Annotated in this window: 20 protein-coding genes; 7 read left to right on the top strand and 13 right to left on the bottom strand. The window is 65.5% G+C overall.

Going from position 1 to position 23,911, the window contains the following annotated elements; translation table 11 throughout:
- Window positions 1–61 precede the first annotated feature (61 nt).
- The 6 genes from ABIC78_RS06150 to ABIC78_RS06125 form a co-directional block, all read right to left on the bottom strand.
- Window positions 62–1,921 carry a DUF885 domain-containing protein gene (locus ABIC78_RS06150; RefSeq protein WP_354488323.1) on the bottom strand — a complete coding sequence of 620 codons (1,860 nt, stop codon included), beginning with the start codon at window positions 1,919–1,921 and terminating at the stop codon, window positions 62–64.
- 269 nt (window positions 1,922–2,190) lie between these two features.
- A complete protein-coding gene (locus tag ABIC78_RS06145; RefSeq protein WP_199223694.1) occupies window positions 2,191–2,694 on the bottom strand; it encodes a glutathione peroxidase in 504 nt (167 codons plus the stop codon).
- Between the two features lie 94 nt (window positions 2,695–2,788).
- The gene (locus tag ABIC78_RS06140) at window positions 2,789–3,055 is read right to left on the bottom strand and encodes a hypothetical protein (protein ID WP_022675278.1); all 267 of its coding nucleotides are present in this window, start codon (window positions 3,053–3,055) and stop codon (window positions 2,789–2,791) included.
- A gap of 86 nt (window positions 3,056–3,141) precedes the next feature.
- Window positions 3,142–3,816, bottom strand: coding sequence for an ABC transporter ATP-binding protein (locus tag ABIC78_RS06135; RefSeq protein ID WP_022675277.1), 675 nt, complete (start codon window positions 3,814–3,816; stop codon window positions 3,142–3,144).
- A 7-nt stretch (window positions 3,817–3,823) separates the two neighbouring features.
- Window positions 3,824–5,065, bottom strand: coding sequence for a lipoprotein-releasing ABC transporter permease subunit (locus ABIC78_RS06130; RefSeq protein ID WP_354488320.1), 1,242 nt, complete (start codon window positions 5,063–5,065; stop codon window positions 3,824–3,826).
- A 137-nt stretch (window positions 5,066–5,202) separates the two neighbouring features.
- Complete coding sequence (locus ABIC78_RS06125; RefSeq protein ID WP_354488318.1) at window positions 5,203–7,005, bottom strand: GGDEF domain-containing protein; 1,803 nt, start codon at window positions 7,003–7,005, stop codon at window positions 5,203–5,205.
- Window positions 7,006–7,283: 278 nt separating this feature from the next.
- Here ABIC78_RS06125 and purF point away from each other — a divergent pair, with 278 nt between their 5' ends.
- The 3 genes from purF (at window position 7,284) to ABIC78_RS06110 (ending at window position 9,994) form a co-directional block, all read left to right on the top strand.
- Window positions 7,284–8,762 carry an amidophosphoribosyltransferase gene (purF, locus tag ABIC78_RS06120; RefSeq protein ID WP_354488316.1) on the top strand — a complete coding sequence of 493 codons (1,479 nt, stop codon included), beginning with the start codon at window positions 7,284–7,286 and terminating at the stop codon, window positions 8,760–8,762.
- A 2-nt stretch (window positions 8,763–8,764) separates the two neighbouring features.
- Complete coding sequence (locus tag ABIC78_RS06115; protein ID WP_107716038.1) at window positions 8,765–9,496, top strand: SDR family NAD(P)-dependent oxidoreductase; 732 nt, start codon at window positions 8,765–8,767, stop codon at window positions 9,494–9,496.
- Between the two features lie 147 nt (window positions 9,497–9,643).
- The gene (locus ABIC78_RS06110; RefSeq protein ID WP_022675272.1) at window positions 9,644–9,994 is read left to right on the top strand and encodes a PilZ domain-containing protein; all 351 of its coding nucleotides are present in this window, start codon (window positions 9,644–9,646) and stop codon (window positions 9,992–9,994) included.
- 34 nt (window positions 9,995–10,028) lie between these two features.
- Here the strand turns inward: ABIC78_RS06110 and ABIC78_RS06105 are convergent, their stop codons facing one another.
- Window positions 10,029–11,396 carry a cryptochrome/photolyase family protein gene (locus ABIC78_RS06105; RefSeq protein ID WP_354488314.1) on the bottom strand — a complete coding sequence of 456 codons (1,368 nt, stop codon included), beginning with the start codon at window positions 11,394–11,396 and terminating at the stop codon, window positions 10,029–10,031.
- Window positions 11,397–11,504: 108 nt separating this feature from the next.
- Here ABIC78_RS06105 and ABIC78_RS06100 point away from each other — a divergent pair, with 108 nt between their 5' ends.
- Together ABIC78_RS06100 and ABIC78_RS06095 are read left to right on the top strand one after the other, a co-directional pair.
- Window positions 11,505–12,470, top strand: coding sequence for an alpha/beta hydrolase (locus ABIC78_RS06100; RefSeq protein ID WP_354488313.1), 966 nt, complete (start codon window positions 11,505–11,507; stop codon window positions 12,468–12,470).
- Window positions 12,471–12,487: 17 nt separating this feature from the next.
- Window positions 12,488–12,976 carry an RNA pyrophosphohydrolase gene (locus tag ABIC78_RS06095; RefSeq protein WP_022675269.1) on the top strand — a complete coding sequence of 163 codons (489 nt, stop codon included), beginning with the start codon at window positions 12,488–12,490 and terminating at the stop codon, window positions 12,974–12,976.
- A 133-nt stretch (window positions 12,977–13,109) separates the two neighbouring features.
- Here ABIC78_RS06095 and ABIC78_RS06090 read toward each other — a convergent pair whose 3' ends face one another.
- The 4 genes from ABIC78_RS06090 to ABIC78_RS06075 form a co-directional block, all read right to left on the bottom strand.
- Window positions 13,110–13,616: a hypothetical protein gene (locus ABIC78_RS06090; RefSeq protein WP_179562977.1), complete on the bottom strand. Its 507-nt coding sequence runs from the start codon at window positions 13,614–13,616 to the stop codon at window positions 13,110–13,112.
- 65 nt (window positions 13,617–13,681) lie between these two features.
- Window positions 13,682–14,863, bottom strand: coding sequence for an RsmB/NOP family class I SAM-dependent RNA methyltransferase (locus ABIC78_RS06085; protein WP_354488312.1), 1,182 nt, complete (start codon window positions 14,861–14,863; stop codon window positions 13,682–13,684).
- Entirely contained in the window at window positions 14,860–16,317 is a 1,458-nt protein-coding gene (gene guaB / locus ABIC78_RS06080) for an IMP dehydrogenase (protein WP_028657618.1), read from the bottom strand. The genes ABIC78_RS06085 and guaB overlap by 4 nt, the downstream gene beginning before the upstream one ends.
- 66 nt (window positions 16,318–16,383) lie before the next feature.
- On the bottom strand, window positions 16,384–17,964 hold the full coding sequence (locus tag ABIC78_RS06075) for a M28 family metallopeptidase (RefSeq protein ID WP_309804343.1): 1,581 nt from the start codon (window positions 17,962–17,964) through the stop codon (window positions 16,384–16,386).
- Window positions 17,965–18,184: 220 nt separating this feature from the next.
- Between ABIC78_RS06075 and ypfJ the strand changes: the two genes are divergently transcribed.
- Both ypfJ and ABIC78_RS06065 read left to right on the top strand, forming a co-directional pair.
- The gene (gene ypfJ, locus ABIC78_RS06070; RefSeq protein ID WP_309804342.1) at window positions 18,185–19,093 is read left to right on the top strand and encodes a KPN_02809 family neutral zinc metallopeptidase; all 909 of its coding nucleotides are present in this window, start codon (window positions 18,185–18,187) and stop codon (window positions 19,091–19,093) included.
- A gap of 68 nt (window positions 19,094–19,161) precedes the next feature.
- The gene (locus ABIC78_RS06065; RefSeq protein ID WP_309804341.1) at window positions 19,162–19,767 is read left to right on the top strand and encodes a hypothetical protein; all 606 of its coding nucleotides are present in this window, start codon (window positions 19,162–19,164) and stop codon (window positions 19,765–19,767) included.
- A 63-nt stretch (window positions 19,768–19,830) separates the two neighbouring features.
- Here the strand turns inward: ABIC78_RS06065 and ABIC78_RS06060 are convergent, their stop codons facing one another.
- Window positions 19,831–21,942 (bottom strand): calcium-binding protein, encoded by a 2,112-nt coding sequence (locus tag ABIC78_RS06060; protein ID WP_354488309.1) that lies wholly within the window; start codon window positions 21,940–21,942, stop codon window positions 19,831–19,833.
- A gap of 163 nt (window positions 21,943–22,105) precedes the next feature.
- Window positions 22,106–23,911: a succinate dehydrogenase flavoprotein subunit gene (gene sdhA / locus ABIC78_RS06055; RefSeq protein WP_022675381.1), complete on the bottom strand. Its 1,806-nt coding sequence runs from the start codon at window positions 23,909–23,911 to the stop codon at window positions 22,106–22,108.

The following is a 23,911-nucleotide window of genomic DNA, read 5'->3' as shown; positions in this document are numbered from 1 at the left end:
CAAGATAGCATGGCCTTCGCCCGATTTTGAGGGGCAGCGCGCCCTCATCAACAGATAACGATCACCCCTTGGCCCGCTGGCCGTCAATCCAGGCGTCAACCCGTCCTTCCAGCACCGACAGCGGCACCGAACCGGCGCTCACCACCAGATCGTTGAAGCCGCGCAGATCGAACTTGGTGCCCAGCGCGGCCTGCGCCTTTTCCCGCAGCGCGACGATTCGCAGCATGCCCACCTTGTAGCCAGTCGCCTGCCCCGGCACGGTGATATAGCGCCGCACTTCCGAACGGGCCTGCTGCGCCGGCAGACGCGCGGTGTCGATCAGGTATTGCACGGCCTGGTCTTCCGACCAGCCCTTGGCATGGATGCCGGTATCCACCACCAGGCGCGCGGCGCGGAACAGTTCGGCATCCAGCCGCTCCAGATCGGCGGCGGCGTCAGGGAACGCCCCCATTTCGCTGCACAGCCGCTCGGCATAGAGCGCCCAGCCCTCGCTGAACGCGACATAGGTATAGGCCTTGCGGAACTGCGGCGTACCGGTCTGCCGCACCTGGATATCGCCCTGCATCAGGTGGCCGGGAATGCCCTCGTGGCACATCAGGGTATAGAGCGTGGCGTCGGGGTCTTTCTCGCCCAGCATGTGCAGCCACACCCGGCCCGGCCGCTTGCCATCGGCGCTGGCAAAGGCGGCATGGGCAGCGCCACCGGCCACCTCGCTGAACGCCGGCTCGCGCACCACTTCGGTGCCGTAGGCAGGCAGCATGGTGAACACCTTGGGTAGCAGGGCGCGGTTGGCATTGACGATGGCGTTGGACTTGGCCAGGCGCGCGGCGCGCAGGTCGTCGGTCCACGGGCGCGGCGGGTCCTTCGCGACGATATCGGCCCGCAGCGCAGCAGCATCGGCAAACCCGGCCTGGCGTGCCAGGGCATCTTCAGCGGCATTGATGCGCGTCACTTCGGCAAGGCCGGTCTGGTGAATTTGTTCGGGCGTCAGGTCGGTCGTGGTGTTGAGGCGCAGCGCCGCAGCATACCAGTCTGCCCCGCCCGGCAGCGTGCCGACGCCGACCACGCCCGAACGCGCCTTGTCCAGATGGCCCTGCGCCCAGGCGATTACCCGCTCATAGGCTGGCTGCAAGGCGCGCACCGCATCGACAGCCTGCTCGGTCAGCTGGGCTGCCTGCACCGGCGAAATCGCCTTGGCCGCCAGCAGTTTGGCGATCTTGGTTTCGGCATCGTTGAGCAAGGGCGAGGCCGGGCCGTTGTCGAACGGCGCGCCGGTGATCAGACCCTTGCTGCCGGAAATCACGCGCTCCAGCTGAAACCGCGGCGGCAAGATGCCCATCGCCGCCGATTGGGTGGATTGGCCGATCGCGGTGTCGAGCACCGCCGGGATCGCGCGCAACCGCGTGATATAGGCGGCCATGTCTGAAGCGTCCTGCACCTGATGCGTGTTGATCAGGAAATTGGGCAGTTCGGCGTGGACGGAATAGAGGTAGGAATAAAACGGCGGCTGATAACGGCGAAAACGGTATTGCAGTTCGGCGCGATCGAGTTCCAATGCCCAGATATCGTAGTTGATCCGCCCTTCAGGAGAGAGCGCATCGCGAGAAAACGCGGCTTTCATCCGGGCAACACTGCCCCGCCGCCATTCCAGGCGCCGCAGCATGCCAGCATCGCTGTTGTCGTCCAGCCGGTCCATGCCTTCCTTGCGGCCTAGGCGGGTGGCAAGCTGGGGCCGCAGCGCCAATTCAGCGGTAAATTCCTTGTCGAGAAATGCCGCCAGGCGCGCGTCCTGCGCTGCGGCGGCGCTGGTCGGCGCGGTGGCGGAAGGCGCGGTGGACGTATCACGCGCCAGCGCAGCGCCGCCTGCCAGGCATGACACCATGGCTGTGGCAGCCAGCATGGCGTGAATTGGCTTGATCATGATTGCCCCCTGCGTCGATTGTGCGGTTGGGGTTTTTGTACAAAACCTCCAACTGTTTACAACCGAAACAAGCTGGGCTGTGGAAGGAGCCTGGAACGCCGCAAGGGGTATGCGCAATTCACCCGCGAGTAATCACAGCATGCGGCCTAGGGCCGAAGAGCAGCGGGACCCCAGATCAAGTCCGGGGTGTCGAGACATACGTCTGGTTTAGAATTAACGTCACCCCGGACTTGATCCGGGGTCCCGATCCTTAATTCGTTCGCACGCCATCAAAGCAAAGCGACAATGTCAGCCTCGATCGCCTCGGGCTTGTCGGTGGGCGCATAGCGGCGCACGACATGGCCGTTGCGATCGATCAGGAACTTGGTGAAGTTCCATTTGATCGCCTTCGTTCCCAAAACGCCGGGCGCCTGCGCCTTGAGCCAATCGAACAAGGGTTCGGCCTCGTCGCCGTTGACGTCAACCTTGGCCATCAGGGGAAAGCTCAGGCCGAAATTCACCTGGCAAAAGCTGGCGATCTCGTCAGCCGAGCCGGGCTCTTGCGCGCCGAACTGGTTGCAGGGAAACGCCAGGATTTCGAACCCGGCATCGCGGTGACGGCGCCATAGCGTTTCCAGGCCTTCGTATTGCGGGGTAAAACCGCATTTCGATGCGGTGTTCACCACCAGTACGACTTTGCCGACCCGGTCGGCCAAGCTGACCCGCTCACCATTGGGCAAGCGCGCGTCGAAATCGGCAATGGTCTTCGGCTCGCTTATGGCAGAATCATGCATGGCATTGCTCCGCAGGCATCGCTCCGGGTCGGTCCCGTCTCCATGCCGTGTTGCCACGGCTTGGCCCCCGAAATCAATGCCTTGGTTCACCGCATTAAAGCGGGAAGTCAGCCCGCTTGAACAGTTCCAACGCTTCGGCCGGGCCATAGCTGCGATCACCGGACTTTTCGATGACGAGGTCGTTGCGATCGGCTTCGGGCATGCGGCCCATCATGCGGACCATTTCAGCAAAGCTGCCCGAATGCAGCACGGCAAAGCCATGCAGCACGCTGCCCGCGGCATCGCGCGTCACGATCGTAGCGTGATCGTTCCAGAAATCTTGGGCACCTGCGCGGCCTTCGGCACGAATTGTGGTATTCATCTGATAAAACCCTCCTTGGGTTCCCCGGCAACGCACAAAGCGTCCTCCGGTTTCCATAGCAAAGCAATACCTGTGTGAACCTGGGCTTACACCAGGACGCCCTCGTTCAGACGCATGACCCGGTCCATGCGCACGGCAAGCCGTTCGTTGTGCGTAGCGACCAGCGCCGCGCTGCCCTCGCCGCGCACCAGCTTGAGAAATTCGTCGAGCACGCGGTCGGCGGTCGCCTCGTCCAGATTGCCGGTTGGCTCATCGGCCAGCACCAGCGCCGGCCGATTGGCCAGCGCGCGTGCCACGGCAACGCGCTGCTGTTCGCCGCCCGAAAGCTGACTGGGGCGATGGTCGAGGCGGTGGCCCAGGCCCAGCGCAGTGAGCAGTTCGGTCGCCCGCTCGCGCGCCTCCCGCTCCGCCTTGCCCGAAACGAGCTGGGGCAGGATGACGTTTTCGGTGGCGTTGAAATCGGGCAGAAGATGGTGGAATTGATAGACAAAACCCAGGTGATCGCGGCGCAACACGGTGCGGGCATCGCCGTTGAGCTTGGCCGCATCTGTTCCGGCAATCTCAATCATGCCTTCAAAGCCGCCTTCGAGCAGGCCAACGGCCTGCAGCATGGTGGACTTGCCCGAGCCCGATGGCCCGAGCAGCGCGACGATTTCGCCGGGGCGGATATCGAGGTTCACACCGCGCAGCACGTCGATGCGCACGCCTCCCTGCTCGAAACTGCGGCGCAGGTTGCGCAGGCGGACGACGGGTTGGTTCATGGCCGTCTCATTCATAACGAAGCACCTGCACCGGATCGGTGCTGGCCGCCTTCAAGGCGGGATAGAGGGTGGCAAGGAAGCTCAGGACCAGCGCCATCAGCGCGATCACGATGATTTCCACCGGGTCGCTGCGGCTGGGCAGTTCGGTCAGGAAACGGATCGAAGGGTCCCACAGATTCTGGCCGGTGAGCAGTTCCACCAGATGCACGATCGGCTGGCGGAAATAGAGGAACACGAAGCCAAGCGCCACGCCAATGATCGTGCCCAGCGCGCCGATGACAAAACCGATGGCCATGAAGATCTTGAGCAGGCTGCGCCGCGACGCCCCCATCGTGCGCAGGATCGCGATATCGCGCGTCTTGGCGCGAACCAGCATGATCAGCGACGAGAGGATGTTGAACACCGCGACCAGAACGATGATCGACAACACCACGAACATCGCCACGCGTTCCACGGCCAGGGCCTCGAACAGGCTGGCGTTGATCGTCTTCCAGTCGGCGATCTGGGCCCGGCCTTCCAGCTGCTTCTTGAGCGGGCCCAGTGTGGTCATCACGGTATCGGGATCGGTGGTGGTCACCTCGATCATGCCGATCGAATCGCCGGTGAGCAAAAGGGTCTGCGCATCTGGGATGGGCATAACCACGAACGCGTTGTCGTAGTCATAGACGCCGACTTCAAAGATCGCCGCCACCTTATAGCCCACCTGGCGCGGCACCGTGCCAAATGGGGTGGAGCGACCAGCGGGGTTGATGATCGTGATCGTGTCACCCACCTGCGCACCCAGGCTTTCAGCCAGGCGCGACCCGATCGCCACGTTGTCGCTGCCCGGCTGCAAGGCGGCAAGATTGCCGGCCTTGAGCTTGTCCGACAGGCGGTTGATATCCTTGGGCGTGTTGCCGCGCAGCACGATGGCTTCCACCCGGCCGTTGAAGCTGGTCAGCAGCGGCTGCTCGATCAGCGGAGAAGCGCGGGTGACGCCGGGCGTCTTTTCCAGCTTGGCCAGGATATCCTGCCAATCTTCAAGCCGCCCGCCATAGGCCTGGATCACGGCGTGGCCGTTGAGGCCCACGATCTTGTCGAGCAGTTCGGCGCGAAAGCCGTTCATCACGCTCATCACGATCACCAGCGCAGCCACGCCCAGCATCACGGCGGCCAGGCTGATGCCGGCAACCATGGCAATGAACGCTTCTCCGCGTCCGGGTAGCATGTAACGCTTGGCGATGGTCCATTCGAAAGGCGAGAGGATCAAAGGCGGCACACTTTCGCGCTGGAACTGGACGGATTTGTCGGCCGCGGCTTTAGGACGGCGGGCGCGACAGGGCAAGACGCCCCTGCCCAATCATGGAGTGCCGCAATGGTTCCCGCGTCTGGTGCTGCCAAGCCCTTTCAGGCGGCCACGCGCAGCCGGGCGCGGCCTTCGGCCTTGGCGCGATAGAGCGCGCTGTCTGCCGCCGCCAGCGCGGCATCTGGATGGCTACCCAGCGCGGCGATGCCTGCGCTGATGGTAATCTTGACCGGGCCTTGCGGCGTATCCACCGCCAGCGCGTTCACCGCCTTGGCCAGGCGCTGGCACACCTTTTCGGCGTGAACCAGTTCGGTATCGGGCAGCAGGACAGCAAATTCCTCCCCGCCGATGCGGGCCACGAAATCGGTCGAGCGCACGGCCGCCACGGCCGCCTCGGCAAAAGCGCGCAGCACGCGATCGCCCACGGCATGCCCATAGCGATCGTTGACCTGCTTGAAATAGTCAATGTCCACCACCGCCAGCGCCGAAGGCACGCCCAGCGCGCCGACGCGCTCGGCGGTTTCGAAGAAGGCACGGCGGTTGGGAATACCGGTCAACGGATCGGTCAGCGCGGCGCGCGAGAGGTCTTCCTCGATGCGCTTGCGCTGGGCGATGTCGCGCGTCACGCAGACCAGCCCATCGATCTCGCCTTTTTCGTTGGTGACAGCGCGGAAATGGGTCTCGAACCAGCGCGCCGGGCCACCCAGCGGCAGGCCCAGGAACTCCACCGCCACCGGTTCACCCGGGCTGGCCAAGGCAGCATTCCAGGCAGCGGCCACGGCGGCACGGTGCTCTTCCGTCACGATCTGGCGGAAATCCACGCCGTGGAGTTGTTCGGGCACATGGCCGGTCAATTGCGTGATCGCGGGAGAAGCATAGCGGATCGTACCGCGCTGGCTCATGTGGATGATCACGTCGCTCACATGGTCTGACAGCAGGCGATAGCGCGCTTCGCTGTTCGCCAGATCGAGCATGCGGCGGCGGCGGCGTTCCTGCTCGGCCACCACCGGCAGCACGGCCACCACGGTAATTCCCAGATAGACCTGGAAGAACTGCAACCGCCCGGCCAGGACATGCAGATCGGTGGGTGCCAGTTGCATGTCGGCAATCGGGCCGTGGCCCAGCACGGTCATCAACCCACCCACCGTTGCCAGAATGATCGGCAGCGTCAGGGCGACAATGGCATTGGCCCAAACCGCGCCAAACAGCACGAGCAACAGCGGAAACAGCAGCAGGGGCCGGGCGATCTGCGAAAACACCGCGATCGTCAGCACGATCATCACGCCGATCAGCAACAGCGCGCGCAGGCCGTTGCCCTTGGGCACCAACGGCTGGCGCATTTGCCACGCCAGGCACAACAGGCTGCCCGCCGGCAGGAAAATCAACAGGCCCAGCGAATGGCCCACCAGCCAATCCACGAAACTGGCGCGCATCGGCTGGCCCAGTGTCAGCCATACGATCACTGCAGCCAGCATGGCGCCGATCACCGGGACGAACAAGCCGATCCCCAGGCTGTAGCCGGCCATCCACTCGGCAGTGTCTTGCGGCCAGTGGTCTTTCATGAGGCGGCGCAGGATCGCCGCGGCGACCACGCCCTCAAACAGGTTGATCACCATCATCGCGGGCGCGGCCAGCCAACCAAGCCCGAACAAACCGGTGACGAGCCAACTGGCGATGCCGGTTGCGGCAATCGTTGCCGGCCATACCCGCGTCGGCAATGCATTGAGTCGCGAAGCGAGAACCGCGTTCGAAACCCAAACCATCGCCACGCCGCCGCTCAGCCGGCTGTACTCGATGGCGAGGAAAGCACTGATGAAAAAGGCGAGTGCCGTCACGAGGGCGGCACGCAGCGATGCTGCCGGGGTTATGGCCAGACGGGGCCGAGGAAGAACGGCGGTTTGCATGGCCCTTATACCTGCCACCAAATGGTTAATTCCAACCTAAGGGGCAGCGCTGAGCGCGCAATACGATGGTAAAGTTTTGGAAACCAGCCGCACCGTGATCGCCGCTCTTGAACAACTGTATGGCGCGAATTGATAATTTCTCCTGAATCGGGCCACGCCAAATGGCTGGGCTGCGCGCACCCTTGCCTTTGGCGGCAAACGTCGCCACATGGGCGCCATTGCTCGGCCGGGGCATTTCGCACCGGTGCGAGTCTTTGGCGCGAGCGCTTGCGAGACAGATGATCACCACCAACCCCTTCGAGGACCGCGACGGCGACAAGCTGCGCGAGGAATGCGGCATTTTCGGCGTGCTGGGCGCGCGCGATGCGGCGGCGATGACAGCTTTGGGCCTTCATGCCCTGCAGCATCGCGGCCAGGAAGCGGTGGGCATCACCAGCTTCGACGGGCAGGAGTTCTACTCCCGCCGCGGCATCGGCCATGTCGCGCAGAACTTTTCCAGCGGCCAGGCGATCGCCGAACTGCCGGGCATGATGGCCGCCGGCCACGTCCGCTATTCCACCACCGGTGGATCGGGCCTGCGCAATGTGCAGCCGCTGTTTGCCGATCTGGCCGCGGGCGGCTTTGCCATCGCGCACAACGGCAACATCTCCAACGCGATGTTCCTCAAGCGCGACCTGGTGCAAAAGGGCGCTATCTTCCAGTCGACCTCCGACACCGAGGTGATCATCCACCTCGTTGCCACCAGCCGCTATCCCACGCTGCTCGATCGCTTCGTCGATGCGCTGCGTCTGGTCGAAGGCGCCTATTCGCTGATCTGCATGACGCCCGAAGGCATGATTGCCTGCCGCGATCCACTCGGCATCCGTCCGCTGGTGATGGGCAAGCTGGGTGACGCTGTGGTGTTCGCCAGCGAGAGCGTCGCACTCGACGTGGTGGGCGCCGACATGGTGCGCGAAGTGGAGCCGGGCGAACTGGTCCAGGTGGCCCTCGACGGGTCGATCCAGACGCATCGCCCGTTTGGCGACACGCCGCAGCGCCCGTGCATCTTCGAGCATGTCTATTTCAGCCGCCCGGACTCGATCCTGGGTGGTCGCTCGGTCTATGAAGTGCGCAAGGCCATCGGCACGCAGCTGGCGCTGGAAAACCCGGCCGATGCCGATCTCGTCATTCCCGTGCCCGACAGCGGCGTTCCCGCCGCGCTTGGCTATGCCCAGCAATCGGGCATTCCGTTCGAGCTTGGCATCATCCGCTCGCACTATGTCGGCCGCACCTTCATCCAGCCTTCCGACGGCGCCCGCAATGCCGACGTCAAGCGCAAGCACAACGCCAACCGCGCCCTGGTGGCCGGCAAGCGCATCGTGCTGATCGACGATTCGATCGTGCGTGGCACCACCAGCCTCAAGATCGTGCAGATGATGCGCGAAGCCGGCGCGCGCGAAGTGCACTTCCGCGTCGCCAGCCCGCCGACCGAACATTCGTGCTTCTATGGCGTCGACACGCCGGAACGCTCGAAGCTGCTCGCCGCGCGGATGGACATTGCCGCCATGGCCGAATTCATCCAGGCCGATAGCCTGGCCTTCGTCTCGATCGACGGTCTCTATCGCGCCGTGGGCGAGGTTCAGCGCAACAGCACCTGCCCGCAGTATTGCGACGCCTGCTTCACCGGTGACTATCCCACGCGCCTTACCGATATGGGTGATCGCGCGCCGGGCTGTTCGCCGGTCAAGCTCAAGGCCAAGCCCGCCAAGGTGGCCTGATCGTGTCGGCCGCCAACGCGCAAACGCCGCTCGCCGGCCGTGTCGCCCTCGTGACCGGCGCCAGCCGGGGCATCGGTGCCGCCACGGCTCGGGCGCTGGCAGCCGCTGGTGCCCATGTGGTGCTGGTGGCCCGCACGGCGGCCGAACTGGAAAAGGTGGAAGACGAAATCTTCCAGGCCGGTGGCAATGCCACGATCGCGCCGGTCGACCTGGCCGAGCCCGATGGTGTGGCGCGCCTGGCGTCGGCGATTTCCGAACGCTGGGTGGCGCTCGATATCCTGGTGATCAACGCCGCCGTGCTGCCGGCCCTCACCCCGGTGTGGCAGATCGAGCCGCGCGATTTCAGCCGCGCGATCACGCTCAACGTGCTGGCGACGCACTCGCTGATCAGCGCGTTCCATCCCCTGCTCAAGGGCAGCCAGGATGCGCGCGTGATCGGCCTGACCAGCAGCGTCGGCGCTGCGCCGCGCGCCTATTGGGGTGCCTATGGCGCGACCAAGGCGGCGTTCGACAATCTCCTGGCCAGCTATGCCCAGGAAGTGGCCGCGATCTCGGGCATTCGCGTGGCCATCGTCGATCCGGGTGCCACGCGCACCAAGATGCGCGCCAAGGCCTATCCCGGCGAAAATCCGGCCAGCGTCAAGCCGCCCGAAACGGTGGCTGCGCGCATCGTCGCCCTGGCCAGCGCCGATTTCACCAGCCCGCACCGCGAGCGGGTGGACGAACCCGCCTGAGCTTTCCGCGCGGTTACATGTCACAATCGCATGAAATCTTAGGGTGTCATTGCGCCTGTTAACCTGCTGGTAACGCACTTTCCTCATGCTTCCACAACGGCCGCGTGCTGCGCGGCCTGGAACCACGGCTTCAGCAGGTCAGGGCCAATGCCGACAATCAATTGGCAGCAGGATTACGAAGCAGCCGCCAGCGACGATCGCTGCGCCCCGCGCTCGCGCATGGTCATTCCGGCCAAGTTGCGCCGCAACGGGGCCCGCGCAGCGCAAACCCTGGTGCTTGATCTCTCACTGGCCGGCTTTTCGGCGCTCGCTTCGGTGCGGCTGGCCCAGGGCAGCAAGGTTTACCTCACGCTGCCCGGCCTGGAACCGCGCGAGGCCGAGGTCGTGTGGTGGCATGCCGGCCTGGTCGGCTGTGCCTTTGCCAACCTTTTGACCCAGCGCGAGCATGACGCGCTGCTGCTGCGCTATGGCGGAGAGGCCGACGGCGACGGGCGCTGAGCCGCCCGCCCCCGCCGCTACCGACAATCTCGTCTCAAGCCTGCGCCTTCATCGCGCCATGCGCGGCCAGAGCCCGCGCCCGCGCCTGACCATGATCGATGATCTTGGCCGGATAGCCGCGCGGCGGACGCTGTGGATCATGAATGTCGGCATCGTCGAGATGGCGCAACTCGGGCACCCATTCGCGAATATAGGCCGCCGCATCGAACTTGGCCGATTGCGATAGCGGCGCCATGATCCGCACGAACATGTTGGCGTCCAGGCCGCTACCTGCCACCCACTGCCAATTGGTGGCATTCGCGCCGTAATCGGCATCGACCAGCGTATCCCAGAACCACTGCTCCCCCGCGCGCCAGTCGATCAGCAAGTGCTTGATCAAGAAACTGGCGGCGATCATCCGCACGCGGTTGTGCATCCAGCCGGTGTGCCACAGTTGCCGCATGCCGGCGTCGACAATGGGATAACCGGTGCGCCCCTGCTGCCAGGCGGCGAGTTCTTCGGGTGCGTCGCGCCACGGCAATGCATCGAATGCCGGGCGGCCATTGCGCGTGGCGTAATCGGGGCATTGCAGGATCAGGTTCTGGGCATAGTCGCGCCAACCCAGTTCGCTCAGGAACACGTCCACGCTACCGCCGGCATCGGCCACGGCGTGCCACACCGTGGCGGGAGACACTTCCCCGAAATGGAGATGGGGCGACAGCATCGAGGTGCCCGAACAAGACGGCAGGTTGCGCTGCTCGTCATAGCGACGGGCCCGGCCGATGAATGCCTCGATACGCTGCGCTGCCCCCGCCTCGCCCGGCGTCCAGGTGTCGCGCATGCCCCCCGCCCAATCCGGGGTTTTCGGCAAGAGTTGCCAGTCGGCCAGCGTATCGCTCGCCGGCCAGAATTCGGGCGCAGGCAGTGTTTCCGGCGCAGGCTGGGGCGGCGGCGGCGGCAACTGCTGCAGGCTGGCCCGCCAGAACGGCGTATAGATCTTGTATGGCTGCCCCGCGCCGGTGGTCACCGTGCCAGGCGGCAGCAGGAAATTGCCATGATGCAGGCGCAAGTCCAGCGCCTTCCCCACCGCGCGCTCTGCCAAGCGCCACCACGGCTCGTAATGGTGCAGTGCATGAACCACGCGCGCGCCGGTCTCGCGGCGAATGGCGGCCAGCGCGGCATCGCACTTGCCGCGGCGCAAGATCAGGCGCGATCCCATGGCCTGCAACTGCGCATCGAGCCGTTCCAGGCTGTGATGCAGCCACCAGCGCGATGCGGCGCCCATACGGCGATGCTTGGGGGTCTCGTCATCCAGCACATAGACTGGGATAACCGGGCTGCCGCTTGCGGCGGCGGCAATAAAGGCGGCCTGGTCATGCAGGCGCAAATCCCGGCGCAGCCAGACAATTGTTGGGCTCGTCATGCCTTGCTATGTGCAGGGTAATGGCCCACTTGGCCATGGTTGGCCGCCTGCCCCTTGGTGCAGGTCTGCGCGCTGGGCGCCTATGGTGCCGCAACTGGAGAATGGGCCTTGGCCGAACCGCTCTTTGTCCGTCCTGATGTGCAGGCGTTCCTCGATTACCTGCGCCAGGCTGCTGCCGCCGGTGCCCCCGCGATGCACCAGATGCCGGTGGACCAGGCCCGCGCCGCCTATGTTGCTATGCAGCAACTGGCCGACCTGCCGCCGCGCAATCTGCCCGTGATCCGCGACCTACGGTGCCCGGGGCCAGCCGGCCAAATTGCCTTGCGCCTGTATGACAGCCGCGAAGCCCGCGCCCCGGGGCCAGTGCTGGTGTTCTATCACGGCGGCGGTTTCGTGCTTGGCGGGTTGGACAGCCATCACAACGTCTGCACCGAGATCGCCGCGCAGATGGACTTGCCGCTGGTCTCGGTCGATTACCGGCTCGCCCCCGAACATCCGTTTCCTGCCGCCACCGACGATGCCGAGGCGGCCACGCGCTGGATCGCGCAATCCCCAGCCGAACTGGGCCTGGATGTCACCGGCCTGGTGCCGATCGGCGATTCGGCCGGCGGCAATCTCGCGATCGTGGTTACCCAGGCGCTGGCTGCCGATCCCGCCGCCGTCCCGGTCATCGCCCAGGTGCCGATCTACCCACTGACCGATGCGGTGGATGGCCACGCCTCTTTCCGCGAATTTGCCGAAGGCTTTCTGCTCGATGCGCAGGTGATGCGCTGGTTTGCCGATGCCTATGCCGCGCCGGCCGACAGCATACGCACCTTTCCGCTCAACGGCGGGCATGACCGCATGCCCCCTACGGTGCTAGTGACCGCAGGCCTCGATCCGATTCGCGATAGCGGGCGGGTCTATGGCGCGGCCCTGGCACGCGCCGGATCGCCCCTCGTGTTCACCGAACGCGCGGGAACGATCCACGGCTTTATCCAGGTGCGCAAGGCCATCCCCAGCGCGCAGGCTGATCTGGAAGCAATTCTGGCGGCGCTGCGCGGTGTGCTAGATGCCGGGCGCCCTATTGTTTGAACGAGGACCACCTATCCATGAGTGCGGACCCCTTTGCCGCTCTTCCCTATCGCCCCTGCGTGGGGCTGATGATCGTCAATCCCCAAGGCCGCGTCTTCGTCGGCAAGCGTATCGACAACAAGGAAGGTGACGCCTGGCAGATGCCACAGGGCGGCATCGACGACGGCGAGGAACTGGTCCCCGCCGCGATGCGCGAACTGCACGAGGAAACCGGCCTGACGAGCGAGCACGTCACCGTGCTGGCGCAGAGCCGCGAAGAGCATTTCTATGATCTTCCGCCCGAATTGCTGGGCAAGCTGTGGCGCGGCCAATATCGCGGCCAGCGCCAGGCATGGCTGCTGCTGCGCTTCAACGGCCAAGACAGCGACGTGGTGCTCGACGCCCACGATCCGGCCGAATTCTGCGAATGGAAGTGGGTCGATCCCGAGCAGCTGCCCGATCTGATCGTGCCGTTCAAGCGGCGCGTCTATCGCCAGGTCGTGGAAGAATTCCGCGCGCTGATCTGAATTTTTTTAACGCCATTTCCACCACCCCCAAACCCCCTCCTCTAAATAGGATGGGGCTTAAGCCTCTGCTCCCCCTCCTCTTCAGAGGAGGGGGTCGGGGGGTAGTGCGAAGCCTAACGCATCCCCCGCAAAATCAATTCGCCTGAACCGGGTCCTTCGCCGCAACCGGCTCAGCTGCCGCCACCTGCGGCTTGGGGCCAGCGGCAAGCGCCTTGCTCACCACGGCCGTTTCCGGGCAGGCCTTGCCGCACAGGCCTTCCAGCCGGGTGAGCGTGGCCTTGGCCTTGTCGATGGCGCCCTTTTCGGCAAGCGCCGCACCCTCGCCCGCAATCGCGGCGAGATTGTTGGGCTCGCGGTCCAGCACGTCGCGGTAATAGTGGATCGCCTTGCCCTGAAGCCCGGCCTGGCGCGAGGCATCGCCCAGCGCGACCAAAATGCTGGCATTGGCCGGATCGATGGTCAGCGCCGATTCCAGGCTGTCGGTCGCGGCGTCGATGTCGCCCTTGGCCATGAGCGTGCGCCCTTCCTGAAACAGCACCTGCGCGCGCGGATCGAGAGGTTCGCTGGTGTGGGCCGAGCCCATGCTGCCGGTCACGGCCACAAGCAGGGACAGCGCAAGGGCCGCTGGCGTGTAACGCATCAAGAACTCCTTCAGCCGGGACTGCTCACCGCGGCGATAGACCACCCTCATGGCCGATGGGTCTATCACAGACGAACCAGCCGAGCGAAGAAAAACCCGTCCGTATCGTCATGATACGGAGACAAACGCCAGCCGCCACGATGCGCCCGCCCGGCCGGCATAGCCAGCTGTTCACACGTGAAATCGGGATGGCTGGCCAGGAACGCGTCCAGCCCATCGGCGCCCTCGGCATCGATCAGCGAGCAGGTGATGAACACCAGGCGCCCACCGGGCCGCACCAGCCCGGCCGCCACGTCGAGAACCTGGGCCTGCATCTGCTGATAGCGGGCAATCGCCGACGGGCTCAGCCTCCAGCGCGCCTCAGGATTGCGGCGCCACGTGCCCGTGCCCGAACACGGCGCATCGACCAGAACCGCATCGGCCTGCCCGCGCCAATCGGCCAGCATCTCGGTCTCTTTGCCGGGATTCAGCAGCCGCGTTTCCACCAGCGCACCAGCGCGTTCTGCCCGTGGCGCCAGACGTGACAGGCGGGGGCGATCGATATCGCAGGCCAGCAATCGCCCGGTGTTTGCCATGGCAGCGGCCAGCGCCAGGGTCTTGCCCCCGGCGCCAGCGCACAGGTCCACCACGTTTTCGCCGGGCCGCGCGGCCAGCGCCTCACAGGCGATCTGGCTGCCAGCGTCCTGCACTTCGAACAGGCCCTGGGCAAATTCCGGCCAGGTTTCCGCGGGCGTGCCCATTGGCAGGCGCAGGCCATGCGGCGCCACCACCGGCTCGGCCGCGACCGGCAGCCGCGCCGCCAGGCTATCGCGATCGATTTTCAGGGTATTGGCGCGCAGGTCCAAGGGCGCACGGCCCATCAACGCGGCCTGTTCCGCCTCGCCCAGCCCTGACGCGGCCATCGCCTTGGCCAGCCAGCCCGGCATGGCGCCGGCCAGCGCCACGGGCTCGTCGGCGCAGATCGGCGCCGGGCCATAGGGCGAACCGTCAAAGCGTGCGGCCAGATCGGGATCATCCTGCGCCAGGCGCAGCACGGCAGACCGTCCGCTCACCGGCACTTCGCCACAGGCGCGGATCGCGGCCCAGACCAGCTCGCGAATGGCGCGGCGATCCTTTGACCCGACAAAGCGCCGCTGGCGAAACCATTCCGCCGCCAGCCGATCGGCCGAAGCCCCCTGCCCGCGCGCGGCCGCGATCACGCCATCCAGAATGTCGATCGCGGCCTGGACCCGCGCGGCGGGCGTCACCGCGTGGGGTAGTTCGGCGCCTCACGCGTGATCGTCACGTCGTGGACGTGGCTTTCCTTGAGGCCCGCATTGGTGATGCGCACGAACTTGGCGTTCTTGCGCAGGTGCTCGATCGTGCCGCTGCCGGTATAGCCCATGGCCGCCTTGATGCCGCCGACCAGCTGGTGCACCACGTCCTTGGCCGGGCCCTTGTAGGGCACCTGGCCTTCGATGCCTTCGGGCACCAGCTTCATCGAATCCTTGATGTCCTGCTGGAAATAGCGATCGGCCGAACCGCGCGCCATGGCGCCCACCGAACCCATGCCGCGATAGGCCTTGTAGGCGCGGCCCTGGTAGATGAAGGTTTCGCCCGGCGCTTCCTCGGTGCCGGCCAGCATCGAACCGATCATGATCGAGCTGGCACCGGCGGCAAGCGCCTTGGCCGCATCGCCCGACGTCCGCAGGCCGCCATCGCCGATCACCGGCACGCCAGACTTTTCCGCCTCGGCCGCGCATTCCATGATCGCGGTCAGCTGCGGCACGCCCACGCCGGCAACGATGCGGGTGGTGCAGATCGAGCCCGGCCCGATGCCTACCTTGATGCCATCGGCCCCGGCATCGATCAGCGCGCGCGTGGCCTCTGCGGTGGCAACGTTGCCGGCAATCACCTGCACGTCGTTCGACAGCTTCTTCACCGCTTCCACGGCACGGGCCACGTCGCGGTTGTGGCCATGGGCGGTGTCGATGATCACCACGTCGCATTCCGCTTCCACCAGGGCGGCGGTGCGGGCCATGCCCTTTTCCCCCACGGTCGTGGCAGCGGCCACGCGCAGGCGGCCGGCACTGTCCTTGGTGGCGTTGGGATAGGTCACCGACTTTTCGATGTCCTTCACCGTGATCAGGCCGATGCAGCGATAGGCATCGTCCACCACCAGCAGCTTTTCGATGCGGCGGGCGTGCAGCAGGCGGCGGGCTTCGTCGCCGCTGGTGCCCAGCTTCACCGTAGCCAGGTTTTCGTGCGTCATCAGCTCGCGCACCGGCTGCGCCAGATTAGCGGCAAAGCGCACGTCGCGGTTGGTGAGGATGCCCACCAGCCGGCCGCCGGCTTCCACCACCGGAATGCCGCTGATGCGGTTGGCGCTCATCAGCGCCTGGGCGTCGCCCAGCGTGGCATCAGGCGAAATGGTGATCGGGTTGACCACCATGCCGCTTTCATAGCGCTTCACTGCGCGCACGGCGGCGGCCTGTTCCTCGATCGTCAGGTTGCGGTGCAACACGCCGATCCCGCCAAGCTGGGCCATCACGATGGCCATGTCGGCCTCGGTCACGGTGTCCATGGCCGAAGACAGCACGGGGATGTTGAGAGCGATCGCCTTGGTCAAGCGGGTCCGGGTATCGGCCTGCGAAGGCAGAATGTCTGACTCGGCCGGACGCAACAGAACGTCGTCAAAGGTAAGGCCGAGGGGGATATCCATGTGCGCTGCCACTTCCTGTCCGGGTAGAATCGTGGCGGCCCATGTAATCAAGCCGGGAACAATTGGCTAGGGGGTTCGGGCGCTATTTGTCGGCCCCGGCGCGGGCGCCGTCGCCGGGGGTGTCACGCCCCCTGTGGCATAGCGGCGGGCATCGGCAAATTCGCGCACCAACTCGGTGTTGATCTGCACGTCATCGGCCATGCCGGCATAGTTCACATGGTCCGGCGTATCGGCCGGGGTGTGATAGGCGCCGGTCATGAACCGGTCCAATCGCGCCTCGTCGGCATAGCTGGTGCTGACCATGATCGCGGGCACATCATGCTGCATCAGCACCCAGCTATCCTGCCGGCGCACATAGGCATTGGCCGCCCGGCCATCGACCAGCTTGCGCCGCATCCGCCCCAGCACCCGCGCCACGGTATCATCCAACGGGGTCATCCCCCGCCCCACGATCGCCACCTGCCCGCCCGCCGGCACCAGGCCGGTGCTGTCGACGTTGAACGCCGCCACGATCCGCCCCAGCGGCAGCGGCGGATTTTCGGCAAAGGCCAGGGCGCCAAGCAGGCCCATTTCCTCGCCGGTCGTGGCGAGCACATAGATATCGCGATCGGGCATGCGCTGCGGCATGCCTGCCAAGATCTGCCGCGCCACTTCGGTAATCACCGCCACACCGCTGGCATTGTCCACCGCGCCCGGACAGATCGCCCCGGCCGCCGTGCAGACCCCGAAATGGTCCCAATGCGCCACCAGCAGCACGGCGCCGGCAGCGGGATCGCGCCCGGGAATGCGGCCGATCAGGTTGTGCGTGCGCACGCGGGTTTCGGTGCTGGTCGCTTCCAGACTGGCCGTAGTGCCGATCAGGCGCGGCGTGAAATCGGGCTTTTCTGCCTCGGCCTGGGCAGCGGCCAGCGCCTGGCCAGGCGCGGCGGTGGTTCCGCCCAGCAGGCGATCGGCCATGTCGGGGGTGACAAACGCCTCGATCTCGTTGTCGAGCCGCTCTCCGGCCAGCATCGTGCCAGCCTTGCGACGCCGCGCCGCCACATCATCAAGGGTGCGCGTGCCATCCAGCACCGTGATCACCGCCATGGCCCCGCCGTCCAGCAGGCGGCCCACGGCCTCGCGCCCGGCCTCCACGTCGCCGTGGCGCTCGTCATGGTCACCACGCTTGCCGCCAGCGGCTGCCTTGCTTTCCAGCAAGAGCGCAACACGGCCGGCCAGTTCGGTGCGCGATGGCACCACCCCATGCCCGACAAACAGCACCGGCGCGCTTTCCACCAGGTTGCGCACGCCCGAGGTGACCACGAACACATCATGCTCGTCAGCCGCCAGGCGCCGCCGGCCACGCATGAAGGCCGCGCGCGACAGCACCGGCTCGCGCGCGACCAGTTCGACCGGCGCAAACCACGGGCTGCCCGGCAGGTTGGTGCCCGATTCCAGGCCCATTTCGAACCACTGCCGCACCAGGTAGCGCAAGGTCTGGGTTTCACCCTCGGTGCCGGGGCGGCGGCCGGCAAAGGCCGGGCTGGCCAGCGTCTCGACATGGGCACGCAGGCGCTGTTCCAGGGTCTGGGCAACCGGCGCTGTGGCCGAATGCGCCGCGCCCACCGGCAGCACGGCTGCCAGCGACACCAGGGCCAGTGCCCTCAACAGCCTTGCGCCACGACTCATCTATGTCCCCAAACGCTTCAGCGCAGGCTCATTGCTGACAAAACCCGCCAGGACGCGCAAGTTCCCAAACTGTAAAGCACGGTGAATCGAGCCTGGGCGCGAAATTCCTGGCGCATGACGCGGAACATTGTCGCGCGCCACGGCTTGCCATTTACGCTATAGGCCGTGGCACGTACGGCACACAGACAACAGGCAAGCGATGCGGCTCGACGATTACGACAACAACATCGACGTGGAAGACCAGCGCGGCCGGGGCGGCGGCTTTTCTTTGGGCGGCGGCGGTGGCGGCGGTTTCCCGTTTGGCCTGATCCTTAGCCTGGTCGGCTCACGCTTTGGCATCCTCGGGGTCTTGGTCGTGGTCGGCGCGTCGCTGCTGTTTGGCGGATTGCCCCGCCAGTTGGCCGGTCCCGTGGGCGAAACGCCCTCGCAGCAGGTCGGCCAGCCCGGCGGCGAAACCCTCGCCCAGGCGTGTGACGTCAACGCGTTCAGCCACGAGAGCTGCAATGCGCTGTCCTCGCTCAACAAGACCTGGAAGCCTTTGCTGGCCAGCGAGAACATCGCGTTTCGCGCACCCAAGCTGGTGTTCTATTCCAGCCAGGGATCGTCGGGCTGCGGCGCGGCGCAAAGCGCCATGGGGCCGTTCTATTGCCCCAGTGACCAGGGCATCTACATCGACACCGATTTCTACACCGAGCTGGACAAGAAGCTGGGCGCAGGCGGTGATTTCGCCCGCGTCTATGTCATGGCCCACGAATATGGGCACCATATCCAAAAGCTGGTCGGCACGTCAGACAAGGTAACACAGGCGCAGCGCGCCAATCCCGATGCGGCCAACGCCCTGTCGGTGCGCCTCGAACTCCAGGCCGATTGCTACGCGGGGGTGTGGGCCGCGCAAAATCGTTCCCGGATCGAAACCGGCGATGTCGAGGAAGGCATGCGCGCCGCGCACCAGATCGGCGATGACACGCTGATGAAAGCCGCCGGCCGCACCCCGGTTGAGGCCGCGTTCACCCATGGCAGTTCGCAGCAGCGCATGGCCTGGCTGCGCAAGGGCCTCGACAGCGGTAACCCTGCGCAGTGCAACACCTTTGCGCCGGGCGCGGTGTGATCGGCAGATCGTGTGGAACCTAGGCCGGTTTGCAGCGTAATGCGGGAAACCGGGGAGTCTTACCGATTATGTTCGCACACCGAAATGCCGCCCGCGCCGCCCTGCTCGGCGCGATGCTCCCGCTCGCGCTTGGCAGCCTCGCCGCCCACGCGCAGACTGCCGTGGCTCCCAAAGATGCCAAGGTCGGCGATGTCGTCGCCACGCCGCTCGAAACGGTGAACCTCAAGAAGGAAGATATCCCGCCGATCCTGCAACGCGCCCAAGACACGCCCTACACCCTGGCTGGCATCAAGGGATGCGCGGGGATCACCGCCGAAATCCGCCGGCTCGATGCCGTGCTCGGCGATGACATCGATATCGCCGATTACACCAAGGGCGGCCTCAAGGTGGGCAACACCGCCAAGTCGATCGTCGGCTCGCTGATCCCGTTCGGCGGCATCATCCGCGAAATCTCTGGCGCGAACGAAGCACAGCGCCGTTGGCAGGTGGCCCTGTTCGCCGGCACGGCCCGCCGTTCGTTCCTCAAAGGCGTTGGCCAGTCGCGCGGCTGTCCCTATCCGGCGCGTGGCGCCACTGCGCGTGATGCCAGCGCCGTCGCGGCCAACCGCGCGCGCGAGGCCGCCGCGGCCGATGCGGCCAAGGAACAGGCCAAGCAGGAAAAGCGCAACCGCTGATCCTTCACCCTATCCCCGGCGCCCGCCCGCTGTCATGCGGTGCAGATGCCGGGGCAAGGTCGCTTAGACCAGTATGATATCCGCCAGGTGCAGATCGGGCGCGCCCATCAACACCCCGATGCGCACCGCCTTCTCCGGCCCGTTGCCGTCGACGTCGTAATAGAGGTTTCCGCTGGCCCGGTCATAGATCAGGCTTTGTTCGGCTGTGGTCGCACGCGTTCCATAGCCGAATTCGGCATCGGCAATGGCGCCGGGTGGCTGTGCATAGAAACCTGCGCCAAACGCATCGAGTGACAGGGCAATCTTGTCCTCGCCGCTCACAAAATCGCGGATCACCGTGCGCCCGACGGCCAAGGGGCTGGTGTCGAACACGAAGGTATCGTGCCCCGCCCCGCCGGTCAGGCTGTCTATGCCGCCGCCCCCGCTCAACACGTTGTCGCCCTCGTTCCCCACGATCGTGTTGTTGGCGTTGTTGCCCGCACCATTGATGTTGCCCGCGCCGCTCACCAGCGTGAGCCGTTCCACGTTGGCATCGAGACGATAGCTGATGGTGGAGAAAACCTTGTCGATCCCGGCATCATCGCCGCGTTCCACCACCCTGTCGCCGGCGTCATCGACATAATAGACGTCGTTCCCGGTGCCGCCCTCCATCCGGTCGGCCCCAGCCTGGCCGTACAACGCGTCGTTGCCGGCGCCGCCGAGCAGGTGGTCATCCCCCGCCCCGCCCTTCAAGCGATCATTGCCCGCGCCACCTTCCAGGCGGTTGGCATCCTTGTTACCCAGGATCACGTCATCGAATTGCGAGCCGATGGCGTTTTCGATGCTCTTGATCTGCACCGTGCCCGCCCCGATGGTGTCGATCGGCTTGGTCGTCGCCAGCGTAAGATAGATGCTCTGCTGCGCATCGGCAAAGCTGATGGTGTCGTTCCCCGCGCCGCCCGCAAACGTGTCGTTGCCGCCATGGCCGAGAAACAGATCGTCCTTATCGGTGCCCACCAGCTTGTCGGCCGCCGCCGTGCCGTCCACCGTTTGCCCGTGGTGATCGGTGTAGGTCTGCGAGTGCAAGGTGCCGTTGCCGTCGCGCCACAGCACGGCAAAACCACCATCGGCCTGCGCCACCAGTTGCGCGGCATCCTGGGTTCCCGCCGTGGTTGTGTTGACGACTTGCTCCTGGCCGATTTCGCCGCCGGCATGATCATAGGTGCGCAACGCAATCTCGCTGGCGCCATTCGCGCCGCCCGCCGGGTTGGTGCTGGCCCAGGCGATCGCGAAGCCGCCATTCGCCAGGGCAACCACGTCGGTCGAGCCAACGAAGCGCGGACCATCCTCGCTGACGATCGTATCCGCCTGCACCACGGCACCGCTGCTGTCGAACACCTGCATATGCAGCGCCCCCAGCGACACGAAACCACCACTGGAATGGTTTTCGGCCCAAGTCATGGCAAAGCCACCCGTCGCAAGCGCGACTATCTGCACTTCCACCGCATTGCCATAGCGCGTCGGCAGCGCCAGCAGCGTCGCCGCCTTGATCTCGGTGCCGTCTACAGCGTGGATCGCGTAGGTGTAGCCGACGTTTCCGCTCGACACCCCATTGTCCAGCGCCAGCGTAAGCAGTGAACCATCGGCCAACTGCGTCACGCTGGGCGGCAAATCCCGATCCGAGGAAGAGGCCGTGAAGCGCGCAACGACGCTCATCGTTGCCAGGTCAACGATGTTGACCACCGCCCGCGCCGCATTACCCCCGAAATCAACGTTGCTGACAACGGCCACTTTGCCCTGATCCGCGCCCTTCAGCGCCAGCACCGAGGTGCCAGTGTAGGTGGCCGAGGGGGACGGCGCCGGCACCGTGATCGTCCCGCTGATCGTGCCATCGCGCGGATCGGTGTCCAACAGCGACAGGGTGACAGGGCTACCGGCGCCCTCGGCCTCCTTGACAGTGATCGCATTGCCGTCGGCGAGCGTGAAAACCTCATAGTCGCGCACCGTGGCAGTTACCCCGCTGGCCACGCCATCGGCCGTGAACACAGAATAGATATAGTCACCCAAATTGGGATGCGCGGTGTCCTCGTTCATGACCAGAATGTTGCCGTTGGCCAGGAAGGTCGCAAATGGGGTACGCCTTTGCGCCTGCGTCTGGTCCAGCGTTACTTCCGCTCCATCACGATAATAGGTCATGACATCTCCCATCTCCGCTCCGGCCAACAAGAGCGCGATGGTTCACAACCTATTGCAACGCATGGCTTCCACCCATGGAAACAAGCCCCGGTTCGGATGAACGAAAAAGGCCGGGGTCTTGCCAACCCCGGCCTTTACTTGGTTTCTTGCCGTCAGGCGCGGATCAATAGACGCGCGCCTTGGGCTTGATGTACTGCACGTCGTCGGTGAGCGTGTATTCGTGCACCGGGCGGTAATCGAGCTTGATATCGCCGCTCTTGCCGCCCCAGCCGTCGAACCAGCCCACGGTGTGCTTCATCCAGGTGGCGTCGTCGCGGTTGGGGAAATCCTCGTGCGCATGGGCGCCGCGGCTTTCCTTGCGGTTGTAGGCCGAATGCATTGTCACGGAAGCCTGGCTGATCAGGTTGTCCAGCTCCAGCGTTTCCACCAGGTCCGAGTTCCAGATCAGCGAGCGGTCCGACACGCCGATATCCTGCATCGAGGCATAGATTTCGGCCAGCTTGTGCTTGCCTTCGGCCATCAGCTCGTCGGTGCGGAACACCGCCGCGTGCTGGCTCATCGCGCGCTGCATCTCGGTGCGGATCTTGGCCGTGGGCGAACCGCCCTTGGCATTGCGGAAGTGATCCAGGCGCGAAAGCGCCAGGTCCGCGCTGTCCTTGGGCAGCGACTGGTGCGCCGTGCCCGGCTTGATCAGTTCCTTGAGACGCAGGCCGGTGGCGCGGCCGAACACGACAAGGTCGATCAGCGAGTTGGAGCCCAGGCGGTTGGCGCCGTGCACCGAAACGCAGGCCGCTTCGCCCACGGCGAACAGGCCCGGCACCACGGTTTCGGGATTGCCATCGGCACCGATGGTCATCACTTCGCCGTGGTAGTTGGTGGGAATGCCGCCCATGTTGTAGTGCACCGTCGGCACCACCGGCAGCGGCTGGCGCGTCAGGTCGACGCCGGCAAAGATCTTGCCGCTTTCGGTGATCCCGGGCAGGCGCTCGGCCAGCACCTTGGCATCAATGTGATCAAGGTGCAGGTAGATGTGGTCCTTGTGCGGGCCCACACCACGGCCTTCGCGGATTTCCAGCGCCATGGAGCGCGACACCACGTCGCGGCTCGCCAGATCCTTGGCCGAAGGGGCATAGCGTTCCATGAAACGCTCGCCTTCGGAGTTGGTGAGATAGCCACCTTCCCCGCGCGCGCCTTCGGTGATCAGCACGCCCGCACCATAGATGCCAGTCGGGTGGAACTGCACGAATTCCATGTCCTGCAGCGGCAGGCCAGCGCGCAGCACCATGCCGCCACCGTCGCCGGTGCAGGTGTGGGCCGACGTCGCGGTGAAATAGCAGCGGCCATAGCCGCCGGTGGCCAGCACCACGGCGTGGCCACGGAAGCGGTGGATCGAGCCATCGTCCATGCACAGCGCGATCACGCCACGGCATTCGCCGTTTTCCATGATCAGGTCGATGGCGAAGTATTCGATGAAGAAGTCGGCATCATACTTCAGGCTCTGCTGATAGAGCGCGTGAAGCATGGCGTGGCCGGTGCGGTCGGCGGCGGCGCAGGTGCGCTGCACCGGCGGGCCTTCGCCCATGTTCTGCATGTGGCCGCCGAACGGGCGCTGATAGATCGTGCCATCGGCGTTGCGGCTGAACGGCACGCCAGCGTGCTCCAGTTCGTAAACCGCAGCCGGGGCTTCACGCACCATGTATTCGATCGCGTCCTGGTCGCCCAGCCAGTCAGACCCCTTGACGGTGTCGTACATGTGCCAGGTCCAGTGATCGGGCGTGTTGTTCTGCAGCGAAGCCGCGATACCACCCTGCGCCGCCACGGTGTGCGAGCGGGTGGGGAACACCTTGGTGATGCACGCGGTGCGCAGACCGGCCTGGGCCGAACCCATCGTGGCGCGCAGGCCCGAACCGCCCGCGCCGACAACGACGGTGTCATAGGTATGATCGATGATCTTGTAGGCAGCAGACAT

This window comes from Novosphingobium sp. 1529, from assembly GCF_040544855.1.
Classification (GTDB): Bacteria; Pseudomonadota; Alphaproteobacteria; order Sphingomonadales; family Sphingomonadaceae; genus Novosphingobium; species Novosphingobium capsulatum.
Note: the sequence above shows the minus strand (reverse complement) of the source record. Positions and strands in the feature narration are given on the sequence as shown.